21 protein-coding genes, 1 tRNA gene and 1 pseudogene are annotated in these 16,797 nt (G+C 62.5%); 4 read left to right on the top strand and 19 right to left on the bottom strand.

Annotation, left to right across the window (positions count from 1 at the left end; genetic code table 11):
- Window position 1: 1 nt before the first annotated feature.
- The 13 genes from KW845_RS21785 to thrS form a co-directional block, all read right to left on the bottom strand.
- Entirely contained in the window at window positions 2-772 is a 771-nt protein-coding gene (locus KW845_RS21785; RefSeq protein ID WP_218371475.1) for an amino acid ABC transporter ATP-binding protein, read from the bottom strand.
- Window positions 769-1,440, bottom strand: a complete 672-nt coding sequence (gene ehuD / locus KW845_RS21780) for an ectoine/hydroxyectoine ABC transporter permease subunit EhuD (protein ID WP_218371474.1) — start codon at window positions 1,438-1,440, stop codon at window positions 769-771. The genes KW845_RS21785 and ehuD overlap by 4 nt, the downstream gene beginning before the upstream one ends.
- The gene (gene ehuC / locus KW845_RS21775) at window positions 1,437-2,078 is read right to left on the bottom strand and encodes an ectoine/hydroxyectoine ABC transporter permease subunit EhuC (RefSeq protein ID WP_218371473.1); all 642 of its coding nucleotides are present in this window, start codon (window positions 2,076-2,078) and stop codon (window positions 1,437-1,439) included. The genes ehuD and ehuC overlap by 4 nt, the downstream gene beginning before the upstream one ends.
- 15 nt (window positions 2,079-2,093) lie before the next feature.
- A complete protein-coding gene (gene ehuB / locus KW845_RS21770; protein ID WP_218371472.1) occupies window positions 2,094-3,020 on the bottom strand; it encodes an ectoine/hydroxyectoine ABC transporter substrate-binding protein EhuB in 927 nt (308 codons plus the stop codon).
- Between the two features lie 189 nt (window positions 3,021-3,209).
- Window positions 3,210-4,370, bottom strand: coding sequence for an ABC transporter substrate-binding protein (locus tag KW845_RS21765; protein ID WP_218371471.1), 1,161 nt, complete (start codon window positions 4,368-4,370; stop codon window positions 3,210-3,212).
- A 57-nt stretch (window positions 4,371-4,427) separates the two neighbouring features.
- A complete protein-coding gene (locus KW845_RS21760) occupies window positions 4,428-5,390 on the bottom strand; it encodes an ornithine cyclodeaminase family protein (protein ID WP_218371470.1) in 963 nt (320 codons plus the stop codon).
- A gap of 95 nt (window positions 5,391-5,485) precedes the next feature.
- Entirely contained in the window at window positions 5,486-5,671 is a 186-nt protein-coding gene (locus KW845_RS21755) for a hypothetical protein (protein ID WP_218371469.1), read from the bottom strand.
- 255 nt (window positions 5,672-5,926) lie between these two features.
- Window positions 5,927-7,633: a phosphoenolpyruvate--protein phosphotransferase gene (ptsP, locus tag KW845_RS21750; protein ID WP_255592918.1), complete on the bottom strand. Its 1,707-nt coding sequence runs from the start codon at window positions 7,631-7,633 to the stop codon at window positions 5,927-5,929.
- A 55-nt stretch (window positions 7,634-7,688) separates the two neighbouring features.
- A complete protein-coding gene (locus KW845_RS21745; protein WP_218371468.1) occupies window positions 7,689-7,958 on the bottom strand; it encodes an HPr family phosphocarrier protein in 270 nt (89 codons plus the stop codon).
- 106 nt (window positions 7,959-8,064) lie between these two features.
- Complete coding sequence (locus KW845_RS21740; RefSeq protein ID WP_218371467.1) at window positions 8,065-8,463, bottom strand: PTS sugar transporter subunit IIA; 399 nt, start codon at window positions 8,461-8,463, stop codon at window positions 8,065-8,067.
- 9 nt (window positions 8,464-8,472) lie between these two features.
- On the bottom strand, window positions 8,473-9,429 hold the full coding sequence (gene gshB / locus KW845_RS21735; RefSeq protein WP_218371466.1) for a glutathione synthase: 957 nt from the start codon (window positions 9,427-9,429) through the stop codon (window positions 8,473-8,475).
- A gap of 144 nt (window positions 9,430-9,573) precedes the next feature.
- A complete protein-coding gene (gene infC / locus KW845_RS21730) occupies window positions 9,574-10,119 on the bottom strand; it encodes a translation initiation factor IF-3 (protein WP_218372125.1) in 546 nt (181 codons plus the stop codon).
- 20 nt (window positions 10,120-10,139) lie between these two features.
- Entirely contained in the window at window positions 10,140-12,092 is a 1,953-nt protein-coding gene (gene thrS, locus KW845_RS21725; protein WP_218371465.1) for a threonine--tRNA ligase, read from the bottom strand.
- A 426-nt stretch (window positions 12,093-12,518) separates the two neighbouring features.
- On the opposite strand from thrS, the gene KW845_RS21720 reads away from it, so the two are divergent.
- Window positions 12,519-13,256 carry a response regulator gene (locus KW845_RS21720; RefSeq protein ID WP_370628290.1) on the top strand — a complete coding sequence of 246 codons (738 nt, stop codon included), beginning with the start codon at window positions 12,519-12,521 and terminating at the stop codon, window positions 13,254-13,256.
- A gap of 5 nt (window positions 13,257-13,261) precedes the next feature.
- The gene (locus KW845_RS21715; RefSeq protein ID WP_218371464.1) at window positions 13,262-13,663 is read left to right on the top strand and encodes an Hpt domain-containing protein; all 402 of its coding nucleotides are present in this window, start codon (window positions 13,262-13,264) and stop codon (window positions 13,661-13,663) included.
- Between the two features lie 23 nt (window positions 13,664-13,686).
- Here the strand turns inward: KW845_RS21715 and KW845_RS21710 are convergent, their stop codons facing one another.
- The 3 genes from KW845_RS21710 to fabZ all read right to left on the bottom strand — a co-directional run bounded on the left by KW845_RS21710 (window position 13,687) and on the right by fabZ (window position 14,961).
- A complete protein-coding gene (locus tag KW845_RS21710) occupies window positions 13,687-13,890 on the bottom strand; it encodes a cold-shock protein (RefSeq protein WP_218371463.1) in 204 nt (67 codons plus the stop codon).
- A gap of 235 nt (window positions 13,891-14,125) precedes the next feature.
- The gene (locus KW845_RS21705; RefSeq protein ID WP_218371462.1) at window positions 14,126-14,377 is read right to left on the bottom strand and encodes a hypothetical protein; all 252 of its coding nucleotides are present in this window, start codon (window positions 14,375-14,377) and stop codon (window positions 14,126-14,128) included.
- A gap of 140 nt (window positions 14,378-14,517) precedes the next feature.
- Entirely contained in the window at window positions 14,518-14,961 is a 444-nt protein-coding gene (gene fabZ, locus KW845_RS21700) for a 3-hydroxyacyl-ACP dehydratase FabZ (RefSeq protein ID WP_218371461.1), read from the bottom strand.
- Window positions 14,962-15,177: 216 nt separating this feature from the next.
- On the opposite strand from fabZ, the gene KW845_RS21695 reads away from it, so the two are divergent.
- Together KW845_RS21695 and KW845_RS21690 are read left to right on the top strand one after the other, a co-directional pair.
- Window positions 15,178-15,387: a hypothetical protein gene (locus KW845_RS21695; RefSeq protein ID WP_218372183.1), complete on the top strand. Its 210-nt coding sequence runs from the start codon at window positions 15,178-15,180 to the stop codon at window positions 15,385-15,387.
- Window positions 15,388-15,570: 183 nt separating this feature from the next.
- The gene (locus tag KW845_RS21690; protein ID WP_218371460.1) at window positions 15,571-15,816 is read left to right on the top strand and encodes a hypothetical protein; all 246 of its coding nucleotides are present in this window, start codon (window positions 15,571-15,573) and stop codon (window positions 15,814-15,816) included.
- Window positions 15,817-15,835: 19 nt separating this feature from the next.
- Here the strand turns inward: KW845_RS21690 and KW845_RS21685 are convergent.
- The 3 genes and pseudogenes from KW845_RS21685 to KW845_RS21675 form a co-directional block, all read right to left on the bottom strand.
- Window positions 15,836-15,912: transfer RNA gene (locus KW845_RS21685), tRNA-Val, on the bottom strand.
- 27 nt (window positions 15,913-15,939) lie between these two features.
- Window positions 15,940-16,602: a phosphoribosylanthranilate isomerase gene (locus tag KW845_RS21680; protein ID WP_218371459.1), complete on the bottom strand. Its 663-nt coding sequence runs from the start codon at window positions 16,600-16,602 to the stop codon at window positions 15,940-15,942.
- A gap of 4 nt (window positions 16,603-16,606) precedes the next feature.
- Window positions 16,607-16,797: pseudogene (locus KW845_RS21675) on the bottom strand (C4-dicarboxylate ABC transporter); the annotation flags it as partial.

The raw sequence follows: 16,797 nt of genomic DNA, 5'->3' as shown, positions 1-16,797 counted from the left end.
CTTATACGGCTTCGATGACCGACTGCAGGAACTGCTGCGTGCGTTCTTCGCGCGGGCGGGAAAACAGCACACTCGATTCCGCATCTTCGACGACATTGCCCTGGTCGAAGAACAAGGTGCGGTCCGAGCTGCGCTCGGCAAAGCCCATCTGGTGGGTCACGATGATCATGGTCATGGTGCGCTTGGCCGCCAGGTCGCGCAGGATCTGCAAGATCCCGCCCACCAGCTCCGGGTCCAGCGCCGAAGTCACTTCGTCGAACAACATGATCTCGGGATGCATGGCCAGCGCGCGCGCAATGCCCACACGCTGTTTCTGGCCGCCGGACAACTGCGCCGGGTAGGTGTCCAGCTTGTCATCCAGGCCCACCAGTTCCAGGTATTCGCGCGCGCGTTGCGATGCCTCGTCGCGCGGTACGCCGCCCACGTACATGGGGGCTTCCATGACATTGCCCAGCGCGGTCTTGTGCGGAAACAGATTGAAGTGCTGGAAGACCATGCCGATCTTGCCGCGCACGCGCCGCACGTGCGCCGAATTCGGCCCCATGCTGCGGCCTTGCGCGTCGACCCACATCGATTCGTCGTCGATCAGGATCTCGCCGCTGGTGGGCCGGTCCAGCGTCATCAACAAGCGCAGCAACGTCGACTTGCCCGACCCCGAAGGGCCGATGATGGATACGGTCTGGCCCGCAGGAATCTCCAGGCTGATGCCACGCAGCACTTCAAGTTCGCCATAGCGTTTGCATAGATTGTTCAGGCGGATGCTTGCGCTCATCGTGTACCTCCGAATTTTTTCAGCCACGCTTCCAGGCGGCGCACACTCCAGGCGGCAACCAGGCTCAGCAGCAGGAACAGTATGCCGACCAGGGTCAACGGCTCGGTATAGCGGAACGTGGCCGACCCAATGATCTTGCTCTGCTGCAGCAGTTCGACCACGGTAATGGCCGACAGCAGCGGCGTGTCCTTGAACATGGCCACCAGGTAATTGCCGAGAGCCGGCACCACCGGGGGAATGGCCTGGGGCAGCACTACCCCGACCGCCGTGCGCCAGGCCGACATGTTCAAGGCCGTGGCCGCCTCCAACTGGCCGCGCGGCACCGATTCGATGCCGGCGCGGTAGACCTCGGCGCAATAGGCGGCATAGTGCACGCCCAGCGCCAGGATGCCCGTGGCCAGCGGCGACATCTGCACGCCACTTTGCGGCAGCACGTAGAACAAGAAATACATCTGCACCAGCAGCGGCGTACTGCGCACGAACTCGATCAGCACGGCCACCGGCGCGGAAACCCAAAACAGGCGCACCCGGCGCAACATGGCCAGCACCAGCCCCAGCACCACGGCAAGCAGCATGCCCAGCACGGTTGCCTGTACCGTGATGATCAGCGCCGAACCCAGCGCGGGCAGGATTTCCCAGGCGAACGCCCAATCAAAGATGGGACTCATCGGACTCGGAACCTCCGCTCGAGCAGGCGGATACCCGCCGTGATCACCAACGCCACGGCGAAATACAGTAGCAGCAGCAGGATAAATATCTCAGTGGTACGCAGGGTTTCGGCCCGCAGCATCTGGCCGCGGAATGTCAGGTCGGTGATTGTGATCAGCGACACCAGCGCGGTGTTCTTCAGCAGTTCTATCAGCAGATTGCCGGTCGGCGGCAGCATGGCCGGAAAAGCCTGCGGCAATACGATGCGCCGCATGGCCTGCGCCGACGTCATGTTCAGCGCAATGGACGCTTCGCGCTGCCCTGGCGCCACGGCCTGGATGGCGCCCCGTACCACTTCGGCGCCATAAGCGCCGGCATTGGCGGCCAGCACGACGATGCCCACGGTCACGGCGGGCAGCTTCAGGCCGAACAGCGGCAGTACGTAATAGAACCAGAACAGTTGCACCAGCGCCGATGTGCCGCGAAAGACCTCGACATAAGCCAGTGCAGGCCAACTGAGCCAACGGTGCGACGACAGCCGCGCCAATCCGGCGGCCAGCGCCAGCGGTACCGCCAACACGGCCGCGCCCACCGTGATGCGCAACGTCATCCACAAACCATCGAGCAGCGGCGGAACCAGCGCCGCAAACCCTTGCATCGAGACCGCCACGCCTTACTGGCCGCCCGCGGCGCACAGCTTGGCTGCAGTCACGTCGCCAGGCAGTTCCTCTTTAGTAAAACCGAAGGGCTGCACCACTTTGGCATGCTCTTCAGTACCGATGAACTTGGCCAGCTCGGCGTTGAACGCGTCGACAAATTCCTGGTCGTCCTTGCGGAACGCAAAGGCGCCATAGCCACGCACGCTCTTGCCGTCGATCACAGGGTCGGTAAAGGGATCAGCCTTTTCCAGGTCGCCGGTGGCGGTCTTGTTCATCAGGTCGTTGACCGTCATGGCGGTGGCAGCGTACGCGTCGGCCCGGCCGGCCTGGACGCCAGACAAGGCGCTGACCACATCAGGAAACACCACCACCCGATCGACCGGGATGTCCATCTTGCGGGCGTACTCGCCTTCTATGGCGCCCACCACGACGCCCAGGCGGGCGTCATCCTGCTTGGCGATATCTTCGTAGCTGTGCAGGTTCTTGGGGTTGCCCTTCTGCACCAGGAAAGATTCGCCCACGCCATAGGTGGGATTCGAGAAATTCGCCTGTTGGCAACGCTCGGGCGTGACATACATGCCGGCCGCGATGATATCGAACCGCTTGGCCTGCAGGCCGGGGATCAGCGAGCCGAATTCGGTCAACACCCCTTCCACTTCATTAATGCCCATGCGCTTGAGCACGATCCGCGCGATTTCCACCGCTTCGCCCGTGATCTCGTTCTTACTACTGTCCATGTAGGCATAGGGAGCCTCATTGGCATAACCGATACGGATCTTGCCGGCGGCCTTGGCGGCTGCCAGCGTGCTCTGGGCTGCCGGCGGATTGCTGGCGGCGGGCTTGGCCGCTTCGTCGTCGGACCCGGAATCGGAGCACGCCGCCATCAACCCGAGACTCAGTGCCAGCACGGCCCATTTCGTCGTGTTCAAAATGCGTGTCATGCGCGACTCCCTTTGAAAATATTTATGTACAGAACCAATTCACGCGAAATAGTACGTCAATTAATCATTTCAGCACAAAGTATATAGCGACAAAAAAGCAGGCTCCCGGCCTGCCCCATCAGCCCGCAAACTATTGCGGGGCAGGCGCGGCAGCGTATGCGGTTGCCTGCGCCCGCTGTAACGGTAATGTTACTGAGCGTAGGAAAAACGTCCGTTGCGTATCACGCCCATGACGCGGGCACGCTCATCGAACCCTTGATGGTCGGTCTTGGAAATGTTCAGCACGCCATTGGGCACCACCAGATCCTGGGTGCTTTCCAGCGCGTCGCGCAGCGCCGCCCGGAATTCCGGCGTGCCCGGCTTGGCCCCGGTTTTCAGGGCACGGCCCACCGCCGAATCAAGCAGCATCCAGGCGCCATAGGCATCGCCGGCGAATTGGGTCAGCGTGTTCGGGCCATGCACGGCTTCGTATTTGTCGGCAAACGCCACGGCCACTGATTTCACCGGGTTGCTGTCGGGCAATTCGCGCGCCACCACGCCGGGGCCGGTGGGAAACAGCGTACCTTCCACATCTTTGCCCCCCACTTTCAGGAATTCCAGCGTGCCGATGCCGTGGGTCTGGTAGACCGGCCCCTTGTAGCCTCGCTCGACCAGGGTTTTCTGCGGCAAGGCAGCCGGCGTGCCCGACCCGGCGATCAGCATGGCATCCGGCTTGGCCGCCATGGCCTTGAGCACCTGCCCCATCACCGATGCGTCGTTGCGCTGGAAGCGTTCATGCGCCACCAGCTTGATATCGTTGCCGGCCGCCTTGCCGAACTCAGTCCACCAGCTGTCGCCGTACGAATCGGCGAAACCGATGAAGGCGACGGTCTTGATCCCCTTGCTGCGCATGTCTTGCACCAGCGCGGCGGCCATCAGCGAATCGTTCTGCGGCAGCTTGAAGGCCCAGCGGCGCTTGGGGTCGTCGGGCGGCTCGACAATGACCGCCGAGGCCGCCAGCGCCACCATCGGCGTGCCGGTTTCGGCCAGCACATCCAGGCCGGCCAGGGCCGCCGCGGTGATATTGGGGCCCACGATGGCATCGACCTTGTCTTCCGAGGTGAGCTTGCGCATGTTCTTGACGGCCCGGCTGACGTCGGTGCCATCGTCCAGCACGATATAGCGCGCCGGCTCGCCGCCCAGGGTGGCCGGCCACAGCCGCATCGCGTTGCTGGTCTGGGCGCCGATGGCGGCGGCGGGCCCGGTGGTCGAGAGGTCGACCCCGATCACGACTTCGGCGCGGGCCGACCAGGACAGCATCGGCAGAATGGTGGCGGCAACAGCGGCCAAGCGTAGCAGCGGAGTGGACATAGCGGATATCCGGCAAAAGTTGGAAGGGAAAGGTCGCTTCAACGACCGCACCAGGCGCTATTTTGCCCCAGGCACGGCCTGACCGCCTGGTTGCCGGGCCTCGTAGGCCATTGCGGCCAGCGTCAGGTCTTCCAGTGCGCTGCCCACGGCCTTGAACACGGTGACCTGGCTGGCGTCGCGCCGGCCCTGCACCCTGCCCGAGATCAGGTCGGCCAGCGTTCCCCGTATGTCCGATTGCGCCAGCGTGCCGGCTTCGAATGCCGCCAGCAGGTCGCCCGCCTTGGTCGGCGCCTCGTCGGTATCCACATAGACCTCGGCGCCCGCAAAACACGCCGGATCGGTTTCTTTCATGTCGGGCTTGAAGCTGCCGATCAGGTCCAGGTGCGTGCCTGGCTGCAGCCAGGCGCCGCGCACCAGGGGTTCCGTGGACAAGGTGGCGCAACTGACAATGTCGGCCTGGCGCACGGCGGACTCCAGGGAATCGGCCATCTGTGCATCGAAACCCTGCGCTGACAGCGACTCGGCCAGCATCCTGGCGCCGGCCGGACGCACATTCCAGACCAAGACGCGCTCGATGGGCCGCACGGTGCGCATGGCGTGCGCCAGCAATCCGGCAATGCGCCCCGAGCCCACGATCAGCAGCACCCGCGCATCTTGCCGCGCCAGGTACGATGCGCCCAGCGCCGCCGCCCCCGCCGTGCGGAATACGGTAACGATATCGCCGTCGACCTGTGCCAGCGGCACGCCGGTGCGCGCGCTATACAGCGTATAGGCGGCGTGCAGGCCCGGCAGCCCCTGGCGGGTATTGTCCGGGAAGATATTGATGACCTTCACGCCGAAATAGCCCTGCTGGTTCCAGGCCGGCATGATCAGCGACGTACCATGCGCCCCGCCCGACTCAATGGCGTGGACATGGCGCGGCGGCACGCTGGCGCCCGCGCGGAACGCCTCGCGCAGCGCCGGGATCACCGCGGGAAACGCCAGGGCGCGGCGGGTCTGTTCGGTATCGATGACAAGCATTCAGGGCCTCCGGTGGAGGCCTATTATCGCTGGCCGCGCCCATAACAAAATGCCAGCCGCGAGACTGGCATTTTGCCTGGCTGCAGAAGGCCAGTTCAGCGGCGGGGATTGTGGTAGGCCGAAATCGTGGGATGGACGTGCCTTGCTTCGTCCATGCCATGCAGTACTTCGCCGATCGACTCCAGGAAGCTGGAAACCCGCTGCTGAAAACGGCGCCAACCGTTAGGCGCCCCGCCCGCCGGCTTGCCCGGCGACACGGCCCTGCTTGTGGAATCTTCCATGACCTACTCCTTGAGAAGAATGAAAGGGAACCACGCAAAGCCATCTTAGACCTGAAATTGCTGCTCCACAACATAATTTGATGCATCAGCTAATTCGTTGTTTATTCGGGACGATGCCCGTTATTCCGCATCCTGTCGGCCTGTGTACGCCTGAGCAGCAGAAATATTTGTGCATTGCAACATTAAATGGCCGGATCCGGGCTCGCCGAATCGTGCAAGGCATGGGAAGGATCGCAGCGCCGCGACGAGCCGGAATCAGCCCTGCAGCAGGTCCAGGTCGACCGGTATCGCCCGGTTCAGTGCCGTAGCCACTTTGACGCGCAAGTCGTTGCTATGGGCGCGGCGGATTTCCCGCTTCACGTCCAGCAATTGCTGCGGATGCATGGAGAACTCGGTCAACCCCAGGCCCAGCAGCAGGCGCGTCAGGTGCGCATCGCCCGCCATTTCGCCGCACACGGCTACCGGCTTGCTCAGCCGGGCTCCGGCGTTGATCGTATTGGCCACCAGGCGCAACACAGCCGGATGCAGCGGATCGTACAGACCGGCGACGTCGTGGTCGCCCCGATCGATGGCCAAGGTGTATTGGATCAGGTCGTTGGTGCCGATGGACAGGAAGTCCAGCGCCTGGGCAAACGGCTCGATGGCAATGGCGATGGCCGGTACCTCGACCATGGCCCCCACTTCCAGGCGCTTGGCATACGCCTGGCCGCGCGCATCGAGCTCGCGGCGCGCAGCCTCGATGGCGGCCAACGCCGCCGTCACCTCGTGCATATGCGTCACCATGGGCAGCAGCAGGCGGACATGGCCATGCGCGGAAGCCCGCAAGATGGCACGCAACTGGGTGGCGAACATCTCGGGATGAGCCAGGCAGTAGCGGATGGCACGCTGGCCCAGCGCCGGATTGGTAGCCACGGTGGCTTCGTCATCGAGCGTCTTGTCGGCGCCGATGTCCAGGGTGCGGATCGTGACCGGCCGGCCTGCCATGATGCGCGCCACCGACGCATAGGCCTGGTACTGCTCTTCTTCGTCGGGCAAGGACCGCCGCCCCATGAACAAGAATTCGCTGCGGAACAGGCCGATGCCATCCGCCCCCGCCGCCAGTGCCCCGGCCGCTTCGTCGGGCAGTTCGATGTTGGCATTGAGCACGATATCGATGCCGTCCAGCGTGACGGCGCGTTCGTCGCGCAACAACGCCAGTTCGGCGCGTTCGGCGGTATAGGCAACCTGCCGATCGCGGTATTCCTGCAGCATGCGCTGCGACGGATTCACCAGCACCACGCCGGCGGCGCCGTCGACCACCAGGGTATCGCCGTCGCGGACCAGCTCGCGTACATTGCCCAGCGCCACCACGGCAGGCACGCCCATGCTGCGCGCCACGATGGCAGTGTGCGAAGTGGGCCCGCCCAGGTCGGTAACGAAGGCAGCGAAGCGGCCGCCGCGCAGCCGCAGCATGTCGGCCGGCGAGATATCGTGCGCCACGACCACCAGAGGATCATTGCCGTCCAGAGAGCCGGCATCGGGCAGCATGGCTGTGCTGCCCGACAACACCTGCAGCACGCGCTCGATGACCTGCCGTACATCGGCGCCGCGCTCGCGCAGGTATTCGTCTTCCATGGCGTCGAACTGCTCGCCCAAGATCTGGCCTTGCGCAGCCAGCGCCCACTCGGCGTTGTAATGGCGCTCGGCGATCAGGGCAAGGGTTTGCTCGGCCAGCAGGGGGTCGCCCAGCAGCAGGCGATGCACGTTCAGCATGGCACCCAGTTCGCGGGGAGCATCGGCGGGCAGGGTATCGGCCATTTGCAGCAGGTCGGCCTGGGCCTGGCACAAGGCCTGGGTCAGGCGATCGCTTTCGGCGACGACATCTTCGGGGGCGATGCGATAGTGGGCCACTTCCAGCGAAGCAGCGCCCATGACGACTGCGCGGCCAATGGCGTATCCGCGCGCCACACCCTTGCCATGCAGCGCCACTACTGCGCACCCCGGGGAGCTCGATGCCGGGGCGGGGTCGGAAGACGTGTTATTCGTGCTCACCGAATTTGCTGTCGAACAAGTTCTGGATTTCGGAAAGTGCCTGCTCGGCATCGCCGCCCGACGCGTCAAGCCTGACGGTGACCCCTTGCCCGGCCGCCAACATCATCACGCCCATGATGCTCTTGGCATTGACACGTTGCGCGCCGCGCGAGATGAAGATTTCACTGCCGAACTTGCTGGCCAGCTGGGTCAGCTTGGCAGCCGCGCGGGCATGCAGGCCCAGCTTATTGGAAATGGTGATGTCAGAAATAGGCATAGAAATCAGGTGAACACAGCCCGGCATGGCCATTCCCGCCGCGGCATTCGCATGCCGCCATACGGCCTTAGTCATGCATCGACATAATAGGACAAAAAACCGCTGCTCAGTCTACTCGCAAACAGCCCTGCACGCCGCCTGCCAGGGCCTTTTCGCGGGTTTCCGCCAAACTGAGATCGCGCGACGTCAAGGCGCGCAGCAGCATCGACGTATTCAGGCCCGCAACAATGCAGCATTGGGTACCTTGCGCCTGGGCGCCGGAAACCGCTCGCTTGGCGATGTTGGCCGGCGTGGCACCTATCAGGTCGGTAAGCACCAATACGCCATCGCCCTTGTCGGCAGCGCGGATATCGCGCAGCACCGCAGGTACGCGGCTGTCGGGCATGTCGTCGGGCTGGATGTCGTGCACGGCCATCTGGACACCAGCCTCGCCCAGCACGTGTTCGGCGAACTCGCGCATGGCTTCGCCCAGCGGGGCATGCACGACGATGACGATGCCAGTCATGGCTTGCCTTTACGCCGCAGCGCGTTCCAGGGCCTGAGCAAAGGTGCCGGCCACGTCGAAGCCGGTTTGCTCGGCGATCTCGACAAAACAGGTGGGGCTGGTGACGTTGACTTCGGTGACGTAGTCACCGATGACGTCCAGGCCCACCACCAGTAGCCCGCGCGCGGCCAGCTTGGGAGCCACGATGGCGGCGATCTCGCGGTCGCGCGCCGATAGCGGCTGCGCCACGCCCCGGCCGCCCGCGGCCAGGTTGCCGCGGGTCTCACCGGCCAGCGGAATGCGCGCCAGCGCAAAGGGCACGGCCTCGCCGCCGATGAGCAGGATGCGTTTGTCGCCCTGGACGATTTCCGGAATATAGCGCTGCGCCATGATCGTGCGCGTGCCGTCTTCGGTCAGGGTTTCCAGGATGGCGTTCAAGTTGGGTTCGCTGGCCTGCAAGCGGAAAATGCCCGTGCCGCCCATGCCGTCCAGCGGCTTGACGATCACGTCCTGGTGCAAGGCATGGAATGCCTTGATACGGGACATGTCGCGCGTAACCAGGGTGGGCGCGGCCAGTTCGGTGAACTCGGTGATTGCCAGTTTTTCCGGATGATTGCGGATGGCAGCGGCATCGTTGAAAACCTTGGCGCCCTGCCCCTGCGCATATTCGAGCATGTGCGTCGAATACACGTATTCCATGTCGAACGGAGGGTCTTTGCGCATCAGTACCGCGTCGAAATGCGACAGCGATACGTCTTGGGCCGCGCCTGCATCGCGCCACCAGTCGTGGCCGTGCAGGTCGGCGCCATCCACCAGTTCAATGGGCGTGGCGCGCGCCTGAACCACACCGGCATCGATGAACAGGTCGCCCTGCAGTGCCACGCTGAGCGTATGGCCGCGCGCGACCAGCGCGCGCATCATGGCGACCGAACTATCCTTGTAGGCCTTCAGGCACGGCAAGGGGTCGATTACGAATAAGACATGCATGGTATGGACATCCCGGTCGCGCGCCGTGCCAGGCACCAGCGCGCCAAACCGACATCGTAGCGTAAATGGAAACCCCGCGCCGGCCACCCGCCGGCATGGCCGGCCGGGTTGCGGCACGGCCAGCCATGTGCCTACGGCAAGAGATCAGGCGACGGCGTCTTTGCCTGGCGTGCTCTTTTTGCGAGGGGCCAGCACCATCACCATCTGGCGCCCTTCCAGCTTGGGCATGGCCTCGACCTGGGCCAATTCGGTCAGGTCGTCGCGCACGCGTTCGAGCACGCGCATGCCCAGTTCCTGGTGAGCCATTTCCCGGCCCCGGAAGCGCAACGTGACTTTGGCCTTGTCGCCTTCTTCCAGGAAGCGGCGCAGGTTGCGCAGCTTGACCTGGTAGTCGCCCTCGTCGGTCGCCGGGCGGAATTTCACTTCCTTGACCTGGATGACCTTCTGCTTGGAGCGCGCTTCGGCCTGGCGCTTCTGTTCCTGGTACTTGAACTTGCCATAGTCCATCAGACGGCAGACTGGGGGCTCGGCGTTGGGCGCGATTTCGACCAAATCGACGTCGGCTTGCTCGGAAAGACGGAACGCGTCGGCCAGCTTGACGATACCGAGCTGTTCTCCGTCCAGACCTATCAGGCGCACCTCGGGAACACGGATTTCACCGTTGATGCGATTGGCTTTTTCAGTGGCGATGTTGACGACTCCTAAAAGATTTAAGTAGCACTGCTTTCAGATTGAATGACATTCCGGCGGGTGGCAACGTCTTCGGCCAGGCGGGCCGCGAAGCCATCGAGCGCGATGACGCCGAGATCGAGCCCTCCTAGGCCGCGGACCGCAACCGTGCCGTTCTGCTTTTCCTTGTCACCCACGACAAGGAGGTATGGCACCTTTTGCAGGCTGTGCTCGCGGATTTTACGAGTGATTTTTTCGCCACGCAAATCAGACTGCACCCTAAAGCCTTGTTTTTTCAGGGTTTGTGTTATTTGTGCAGCATAATCGGCCGAAGGCTCGGAAATGCAGCACACCACAGCCTGCACCGGGGCCAGCCAAGGCGGCATCGCCCCGGCGTGGTTTTCGATCAGCATGCCGATGAAACGCTCGAGCGAACCCAGGATGGCCCGGTGCAGCATGACCGGCGCGCGGCGCTGATCCTGGGCGTCGACATACTCGGCGCCCAGCCGCACCGGCATGGAAAAATCCACCTGCACGGTACCGCATTGCCAATGCCGGCCGATGGCGTCTTTCAGCGTGTATTCGATCTTCGGGCCGTAGAAAGCACCCTCGCCCGGCGAAATCTCGAAGTCGCAGCCGGTGCGCCGCAGGCTTTCCATCAGGGCCGTTTCGGCCTTGTCCCAGATCTCGTCGCTGCCGATGCGCTTGTCGGGCCGGGTGGCCACCTTGTACAGCACTTCGTTGAAACCGAAGTCGCGGTAGACCTTCTGCAACAGCGCGGTGAAATCGGCGCACTCGTCCTGCAACTGGTCTTCGGTACAGAAAATATGGCCGTCGTCTTGCGTGAAGCCGCGCACCCGCATCATGCCGTGCAGCGAGCCGGACGGCTCGTTGCGGTGGCATTGGCCGAATTCGCCGTAGCGCAGCGGCAGTTCGCGATACGAATGCAGCCCGGCGTTGAAAATCTGCACGTGGCCCGGGCAATTCATGGGCTTGAGCCCGTAGACACGGTTCTCGGACTCGGTCGTGAACATGTTTTCACGATAGTTGTCCCAGTGCCCGGTCTTCTTCCAGAGCGACAGATCGAGGATCTGCGGCGCCTTGACTTCCTGGTAGCCGTTGTCGTTATACACGGCGCGCATATATTGCTCGACTTGCTGCCACAAGGCCCATCCCTTGGGATGCCAGAAGATCAGGCCGGGGGCTTCATCCTGGAAGTGGAACAGATCGAGGTCGCGGCCGATCTTGCGGTGGTCGCGGCGCTCGGCCTCTTCCAGCATGTGCAGGTAGGCATCCTGGTCGTCTTTGGTGGCCCAGGCCGTGCCGTAGATGCGCTGGAGCATCTCGTTGTTGCTGTCGCCACGCCAATAGGCGCCGGCCACTTTCATCAGCTTGAAAACCTTGAGCTTGCCCGTGGACGGAACGTGCGGGCCGCGGCAAAGGTCGATGAAATCGCCTTCGCGGTACAGGCTGAGCGGTTCATTGGAGGGAATCGACGCGATGATCTCGGCCTTGTAGGCTTCGCCGATGCTCTTGAAATAAGCGACGGCATCGTCGCGCGTCCATTCCTCGCGCGTGACGACTTCGTCCTTGCGCGCGAGTTCGGCCATTTTCTTTTCGATCGCCGCCAGGTCTTCGGGCGTAAACGGCCGCTTGTACGAAAAATCGTAGTAGAAGCCGTTGTCGATGACCGGCCCGATGGTGACTTGCGCATCGGGAAACAGGGATTTCACGGCATAGGCCAGCAAGTGCGCGGTCGAATGACGGATCAGGTCGAGCCCGTCGGCGTCCTTGGCGGTCACGATGGCCAGTTGCGCGTCCTGGTCCAGGCGGAAGCTGGTGTCGACCAGCCTGGGTTCGCCGCCCGGCAGCGTCACGCGGCCACCCAGGGCGGCCTTGGCCAGCCCGGTGCCGATGGACTGCGCAACCTCGGCGACCGTCACCGGTGCCGGAAACTGGCGCTGCGAACCATCGGGCAATGTGATCTGTACCATCGAAAATTCCTGGGGAAGAAACGACAAACGCGGCTGTCCGCCGCGTTTCGTCTGGTTGCTTGCTTGGGCCTGCCGCCTGCCTGACATGGCGGGGCCCGACGCTCGATAAGAAACTAACGCGACATGGGGCGGAGGTTTCCTGTCGGAGTTCGCGTCGGGCAAAGAATCATGCTCTGGGCCGCCTTGAAGCTGGCACGCAACAACGCATGCCGATAGTCAGACATTGTAGCATCTCCGGCGGCCGGCGTCCCCTGCCGGAGCAGTGGGGCGCTATATGTGAATTTCGGCATTTACGTCAAGCAACGCATGAAATGTCTGACACCGGACATGTCCTATTTGTCCGATACTCAGGTGGAAATCATCCGATCTCAGGCCTGTATCGATGATTCTGCGCCCGAACGTTCCGCCGCCGCCCGCCATACGCCCATGATTCCGCCTGTATTTCCGGCCCCCAGCCCCGCTACTTCGACCACCCCACCCCATGCCGTGGGGCGCCGCTACATGCTGCTTTCCGGCTCCAGCGACCGGGTGCGCATCGCCATCCTGGACGACCATCCGGTCATCACCCTGGGGGTTGCCGCCTACTTGCGCTCGCAGCCCGATTTCGACATTGCGCATGTCGAAACCACGTCCGAGGGACTCATCCAGAGCCTGAAACGCCAACCTTGCGATGTTGCCGTGGTCGATTTCTACCTGCCCAGGCAGGCCTGGGACGGCATGGATTTCATCCGCCGCCTGCGCCGCAAGCACCCGGACATGGCCGTCATTACATTTTCCGCGGGCGCAGCGGCCGAAACCGAATATGCGGCCTACCGGGCCGGCGCCAACGGCTACCTGCCCAAGTCCGCCTCGATGCCGACACTGGTCGAAGTCATACGCGCGGCCTGCAGCCGCAGCTTCAACGGCTTCATCACCCACCAGAACGGCGCCGTGCACATGGCGGTGCCCCGCCACCCCGACTCCCGCCTGACGGCAGCCGAAATCGAGGTGCTGCGCCAGATCGCCCAAGGTTTGTCGGTTACACAGATCGCCAGCCGCCTGCTGCGCAGCAAGAAAACCATCAGCACCCACAAGCGACGCGCGATGAAAAAGCTGGGGCTGTCCGACGACCTGGCCTTGGCGTTGTACCTGAGCGAAAAATTCGATCAAAAAGCGGGGCCCTGATCTCCATGCCCCATATTGACGCCGTACTGCCCCTGTACCCCGACCTCGCCACCCGGCAAACCCTGCTCGAGCTGGCCGTGGCACAGACGCGTACCGACTTGGCAGATATGCGCCGCGCCATCGATGCAGGCGACCACGCCAGCGCCCGCCAGCAGGTACACCGAGCCAAGGGCACAGCCAGTTTTCTGGGCCGGGGCGAACACGAAATACAGGCCTTCGACCTGCTGGCCGATGCCCTGCGGGCGCAAGATATGACGCGCATCGGCCCGGCATTCATGGCGGTCGAGGCCGCCCTGCGTGAACTCGAAGCCATGTTGCTGACTCGGTTGAATCAGTTGCCCGGCACCGTACAGGCTGCCGGGCATGGCCACATCAACGGCCTCCGCCATGAAAAAAGCCCTCCGTAGAGGGCTTTTCGATACCGAATCCGTTACAGGACGCGAATCTTGGTGGCCTGCGGCCCCTTTGCGCCTTGCGACGCAACGTAGCTTACGCGCTGGTTCTCTTCCAGAGACTTGAAGCCCTCGCTTTCAATGTCCGAGAAATGCGCAAACAAATCCTTGCCGCCATTCTCGGGCATGATGAAACCGAAGCCCTTTTCTGCGTTGAACCACTTGACGATGCCAGTTTCCATGAGTACTTCCTTAATATCAACAACATGCGAGCGATCGCTCGAAAAAGACGATCAAGGAAGGACTGTGGACAATGATGGCACGTTAACCGTGCATGACCGCACTACGATCACGACACTTGAAGATCAGGCCCACTATGGACGCCTTGCGCGCAGAAGTCAATCAACGTTTCACAACGCAGCAATTCACGACGCGATTGGCGCGCAAAGACTCGCACGCGATAACGCAAGCCCGGAATCAGTGAAAGCGGTCCTGCGGCTTACCTTGGATCCAGCGCAGTGCATTAGCAAGCTGCAACGCCAGATCTTCTGCCTGGTCGTTGGTCAAGGCATAGATCTTCACGGGCGGAGTGGCGGCATCATTCTTGGAAGCGACACTGTCGTCGCTGGCGCAGGTGATGCGCAGCATCACCGTGTCGCTGGGGCCCGTCAACGCCCCGACCTGGATATTGACAATGCGGATGGAAGCATCGATCTGTGATTTGCTCATGATTCGACGCCTCTATAGGGTTCTAGATTTACTACAGTACCACGCATGCCGGCCAGTCTTGCTGGCTACCATGGGAAGTCGCTGCACCACCCCGCCCCACCCTCGCTTGCGGCAATTCCGACTGGATTGCGATAACCGCCCTATGCAGGCGAATTACGAATTGCGCACAGGATCGTGGCCTCGGCCACCAACTCATCCTCGACAAACGCCTGACCGCGATATTTGCAAATGGCACGGCTCAGCCGCAATGCCTCGACTTCGATGCGCAACCGGTCGCCCGGCACCACGGGCCTGAGGAACGTTGCGGCATCGATGCCGAGAAAATAGTAGACGGCTTGCCCTTGATCCGGGCGGCGCCCGTTGCCTTCGTCTGCAAAAGAGAACAATGCGGCCGCCTGCGCCATGGCCTCGACAATCAGGGGCGCAGGCATGTATAGCCCACCGGCGATGAAAGGGTCATTGGCCGAGACGCTTTTGATCGCGGTGATCTTGCGCTGCGGGACGATCTCGGTCACATGATCTATTAACAGCATGGGATAGCGATGCGGTAATCGCTCCATGACTGCCTTGATGTCCAGGTCCATATAAACCTTCCGCTTGTATCACTGGGACCCGTGACGAGGGGGCGTCCCGACGCCGGGAAAACCGAATTGTCCAGTGTCACACAAAAGCGTGGGACGCACGACCTTTATTGCGGCCCCGGACACCAGGCCCCAAGCACGTTCCGCGGGCATGTCCATGTCCCCGAATGATTAAGTGTTTCAATTCATCATTAGCTTATCGAACTGCCGGCGCGCACCGTGAAGAAGTGGCATTCAGCCACGACAACCCAAGAGGCACCAATCATGACATTCCCGACACGTTTTGGAATTTCCGCTGGCCCCACCGATCAGCCTGGCCAGCCCCAACCCGCCGAAAAGCCGCAAGAACAGCAAACGCAGCAACAAAAAGAAGACGCTGCGCGCAAGCAGGCCCAAGGTGATCCGGACAAGCAGCGCACCCCTCAGTAGGTGTGCCAGGTTCGAGGTGATGCCCGCCCGCGTCGACTTGGCGTTGTCGACAAACAGACTGCATAGGCAGGTCTGATGCACTAACGGCTGGGCTGCGCGGCAACCCATCGGCCGACTACTGTGTGCTGACTCATCGCCTGGACGCGAGAGTCGGCGACACGGGGCAACCGCAGCACATGCGAGTTGCACATCAACACTTCAAGCATTAAAAAAACAGGAAGCCATCACGGACTCGCGCGCCTGAACCAGGCACCTCGCGAGATGCATTGCGTTGGCAGTGCGAGCCTGCATCCGGCAACGAAAACAAAGCGCCGGAAAACAAAAAACCGCCCGGTTGACGACTGGGGCGGCTATGCGGGCGGTGCTGGGCACGGCCGGTATTCTCTGAATTCTGGCCGTGAAATTTTGGCGCTGAAATCTTCGCAGTGAAATTTTGGCAGTGAAATTTTGGTAGGCGGTATTGGAATCGAACCAACGACCTCTACGATGTCAACGTAGCGCTCTAACCATCTGAGCTAACCGCCTGCAAAGAGGAAAGATTATATATGGTTCTTATTGGCCGCGCAAGCGGCCGTCGGCGCCATGCACTGCATCGAACAGGGCGCGGATCTTGTCTGGCGACTTCTGGCCTGGTGCGGTTTCGACGCCACTGCTGACGTCGACCGCCCAAGGACGGATCGCTTCGATGGCCGGCTCGATGTTGACCGCATTCAGGCCGCCAGACAGAATCACCGGACGCGCAGCCGCATCCGCCCGTACCCCGGCCAGCAGGTTGTGATCGAAGGCTTGCCCGCTACCGCCGTAGCCTGTGCTGTAGCTGTCGAACAACCAGCCGGCCGCCTCGCCATACGGACGGCAGGCGGCAGCCAGGCTTTCGGGAGTATCCAGGCCTGGCGCGCCAGCGCGGAACGCGCGCATGAAACGCATGCCATAGCGCGCGCATTCGTGTGGCGATTCGTCACCGTGGAACTGCAACAAGTCTGGACCGACTTGCTCCAGCACAGCTTGGACCTGGGCCGGATCGGGATTGACGAACAAGGCCACCACGTCCACAAAGGCAGGCACGGTGCGGCGTAGCCGCGCCGCCTGCTGAGGCGCGATGTAGCGCTTGCTGCCAGGATAGAACACGAAGCCGATCGCGTCCGCCCCGGCCTGCACGGCCGAAGCGATGTCTGCTTCGCGGGTCAAACCGCAGATCTTGACGCGAGTACGCATGACGCTACTTGAATGCCGCGGCCGGATCGGCCGCATCGTTGCCATATATATTAGTCCCGTACGTGTTCTCGATCTCGATCTTGACCGTACTGGGATCGACGGTAGAGGCGCCGGCCTTGTAGTGCATGACCATGCCGGGGAAGATCATCACCGCGGCCACCATGATCAGCTGGATCACGATGAACGGCACCGAGC

The sequence above is a fragment of the Bordetella sp. BOR01 genome, assembly GCF_019218885.1.
Taxonomy (GTDB): Bacteria; Pseudomonadota; Gammaproteobacteria; order Burkholderiales; family Burkholderiaceae_B; genus Bordetella_A.
The sequence above is the reverse complement of the archived record's forward strand: the minus strand, read 5'-3'. Positions and strand labels throughout refer to the sequence as shown.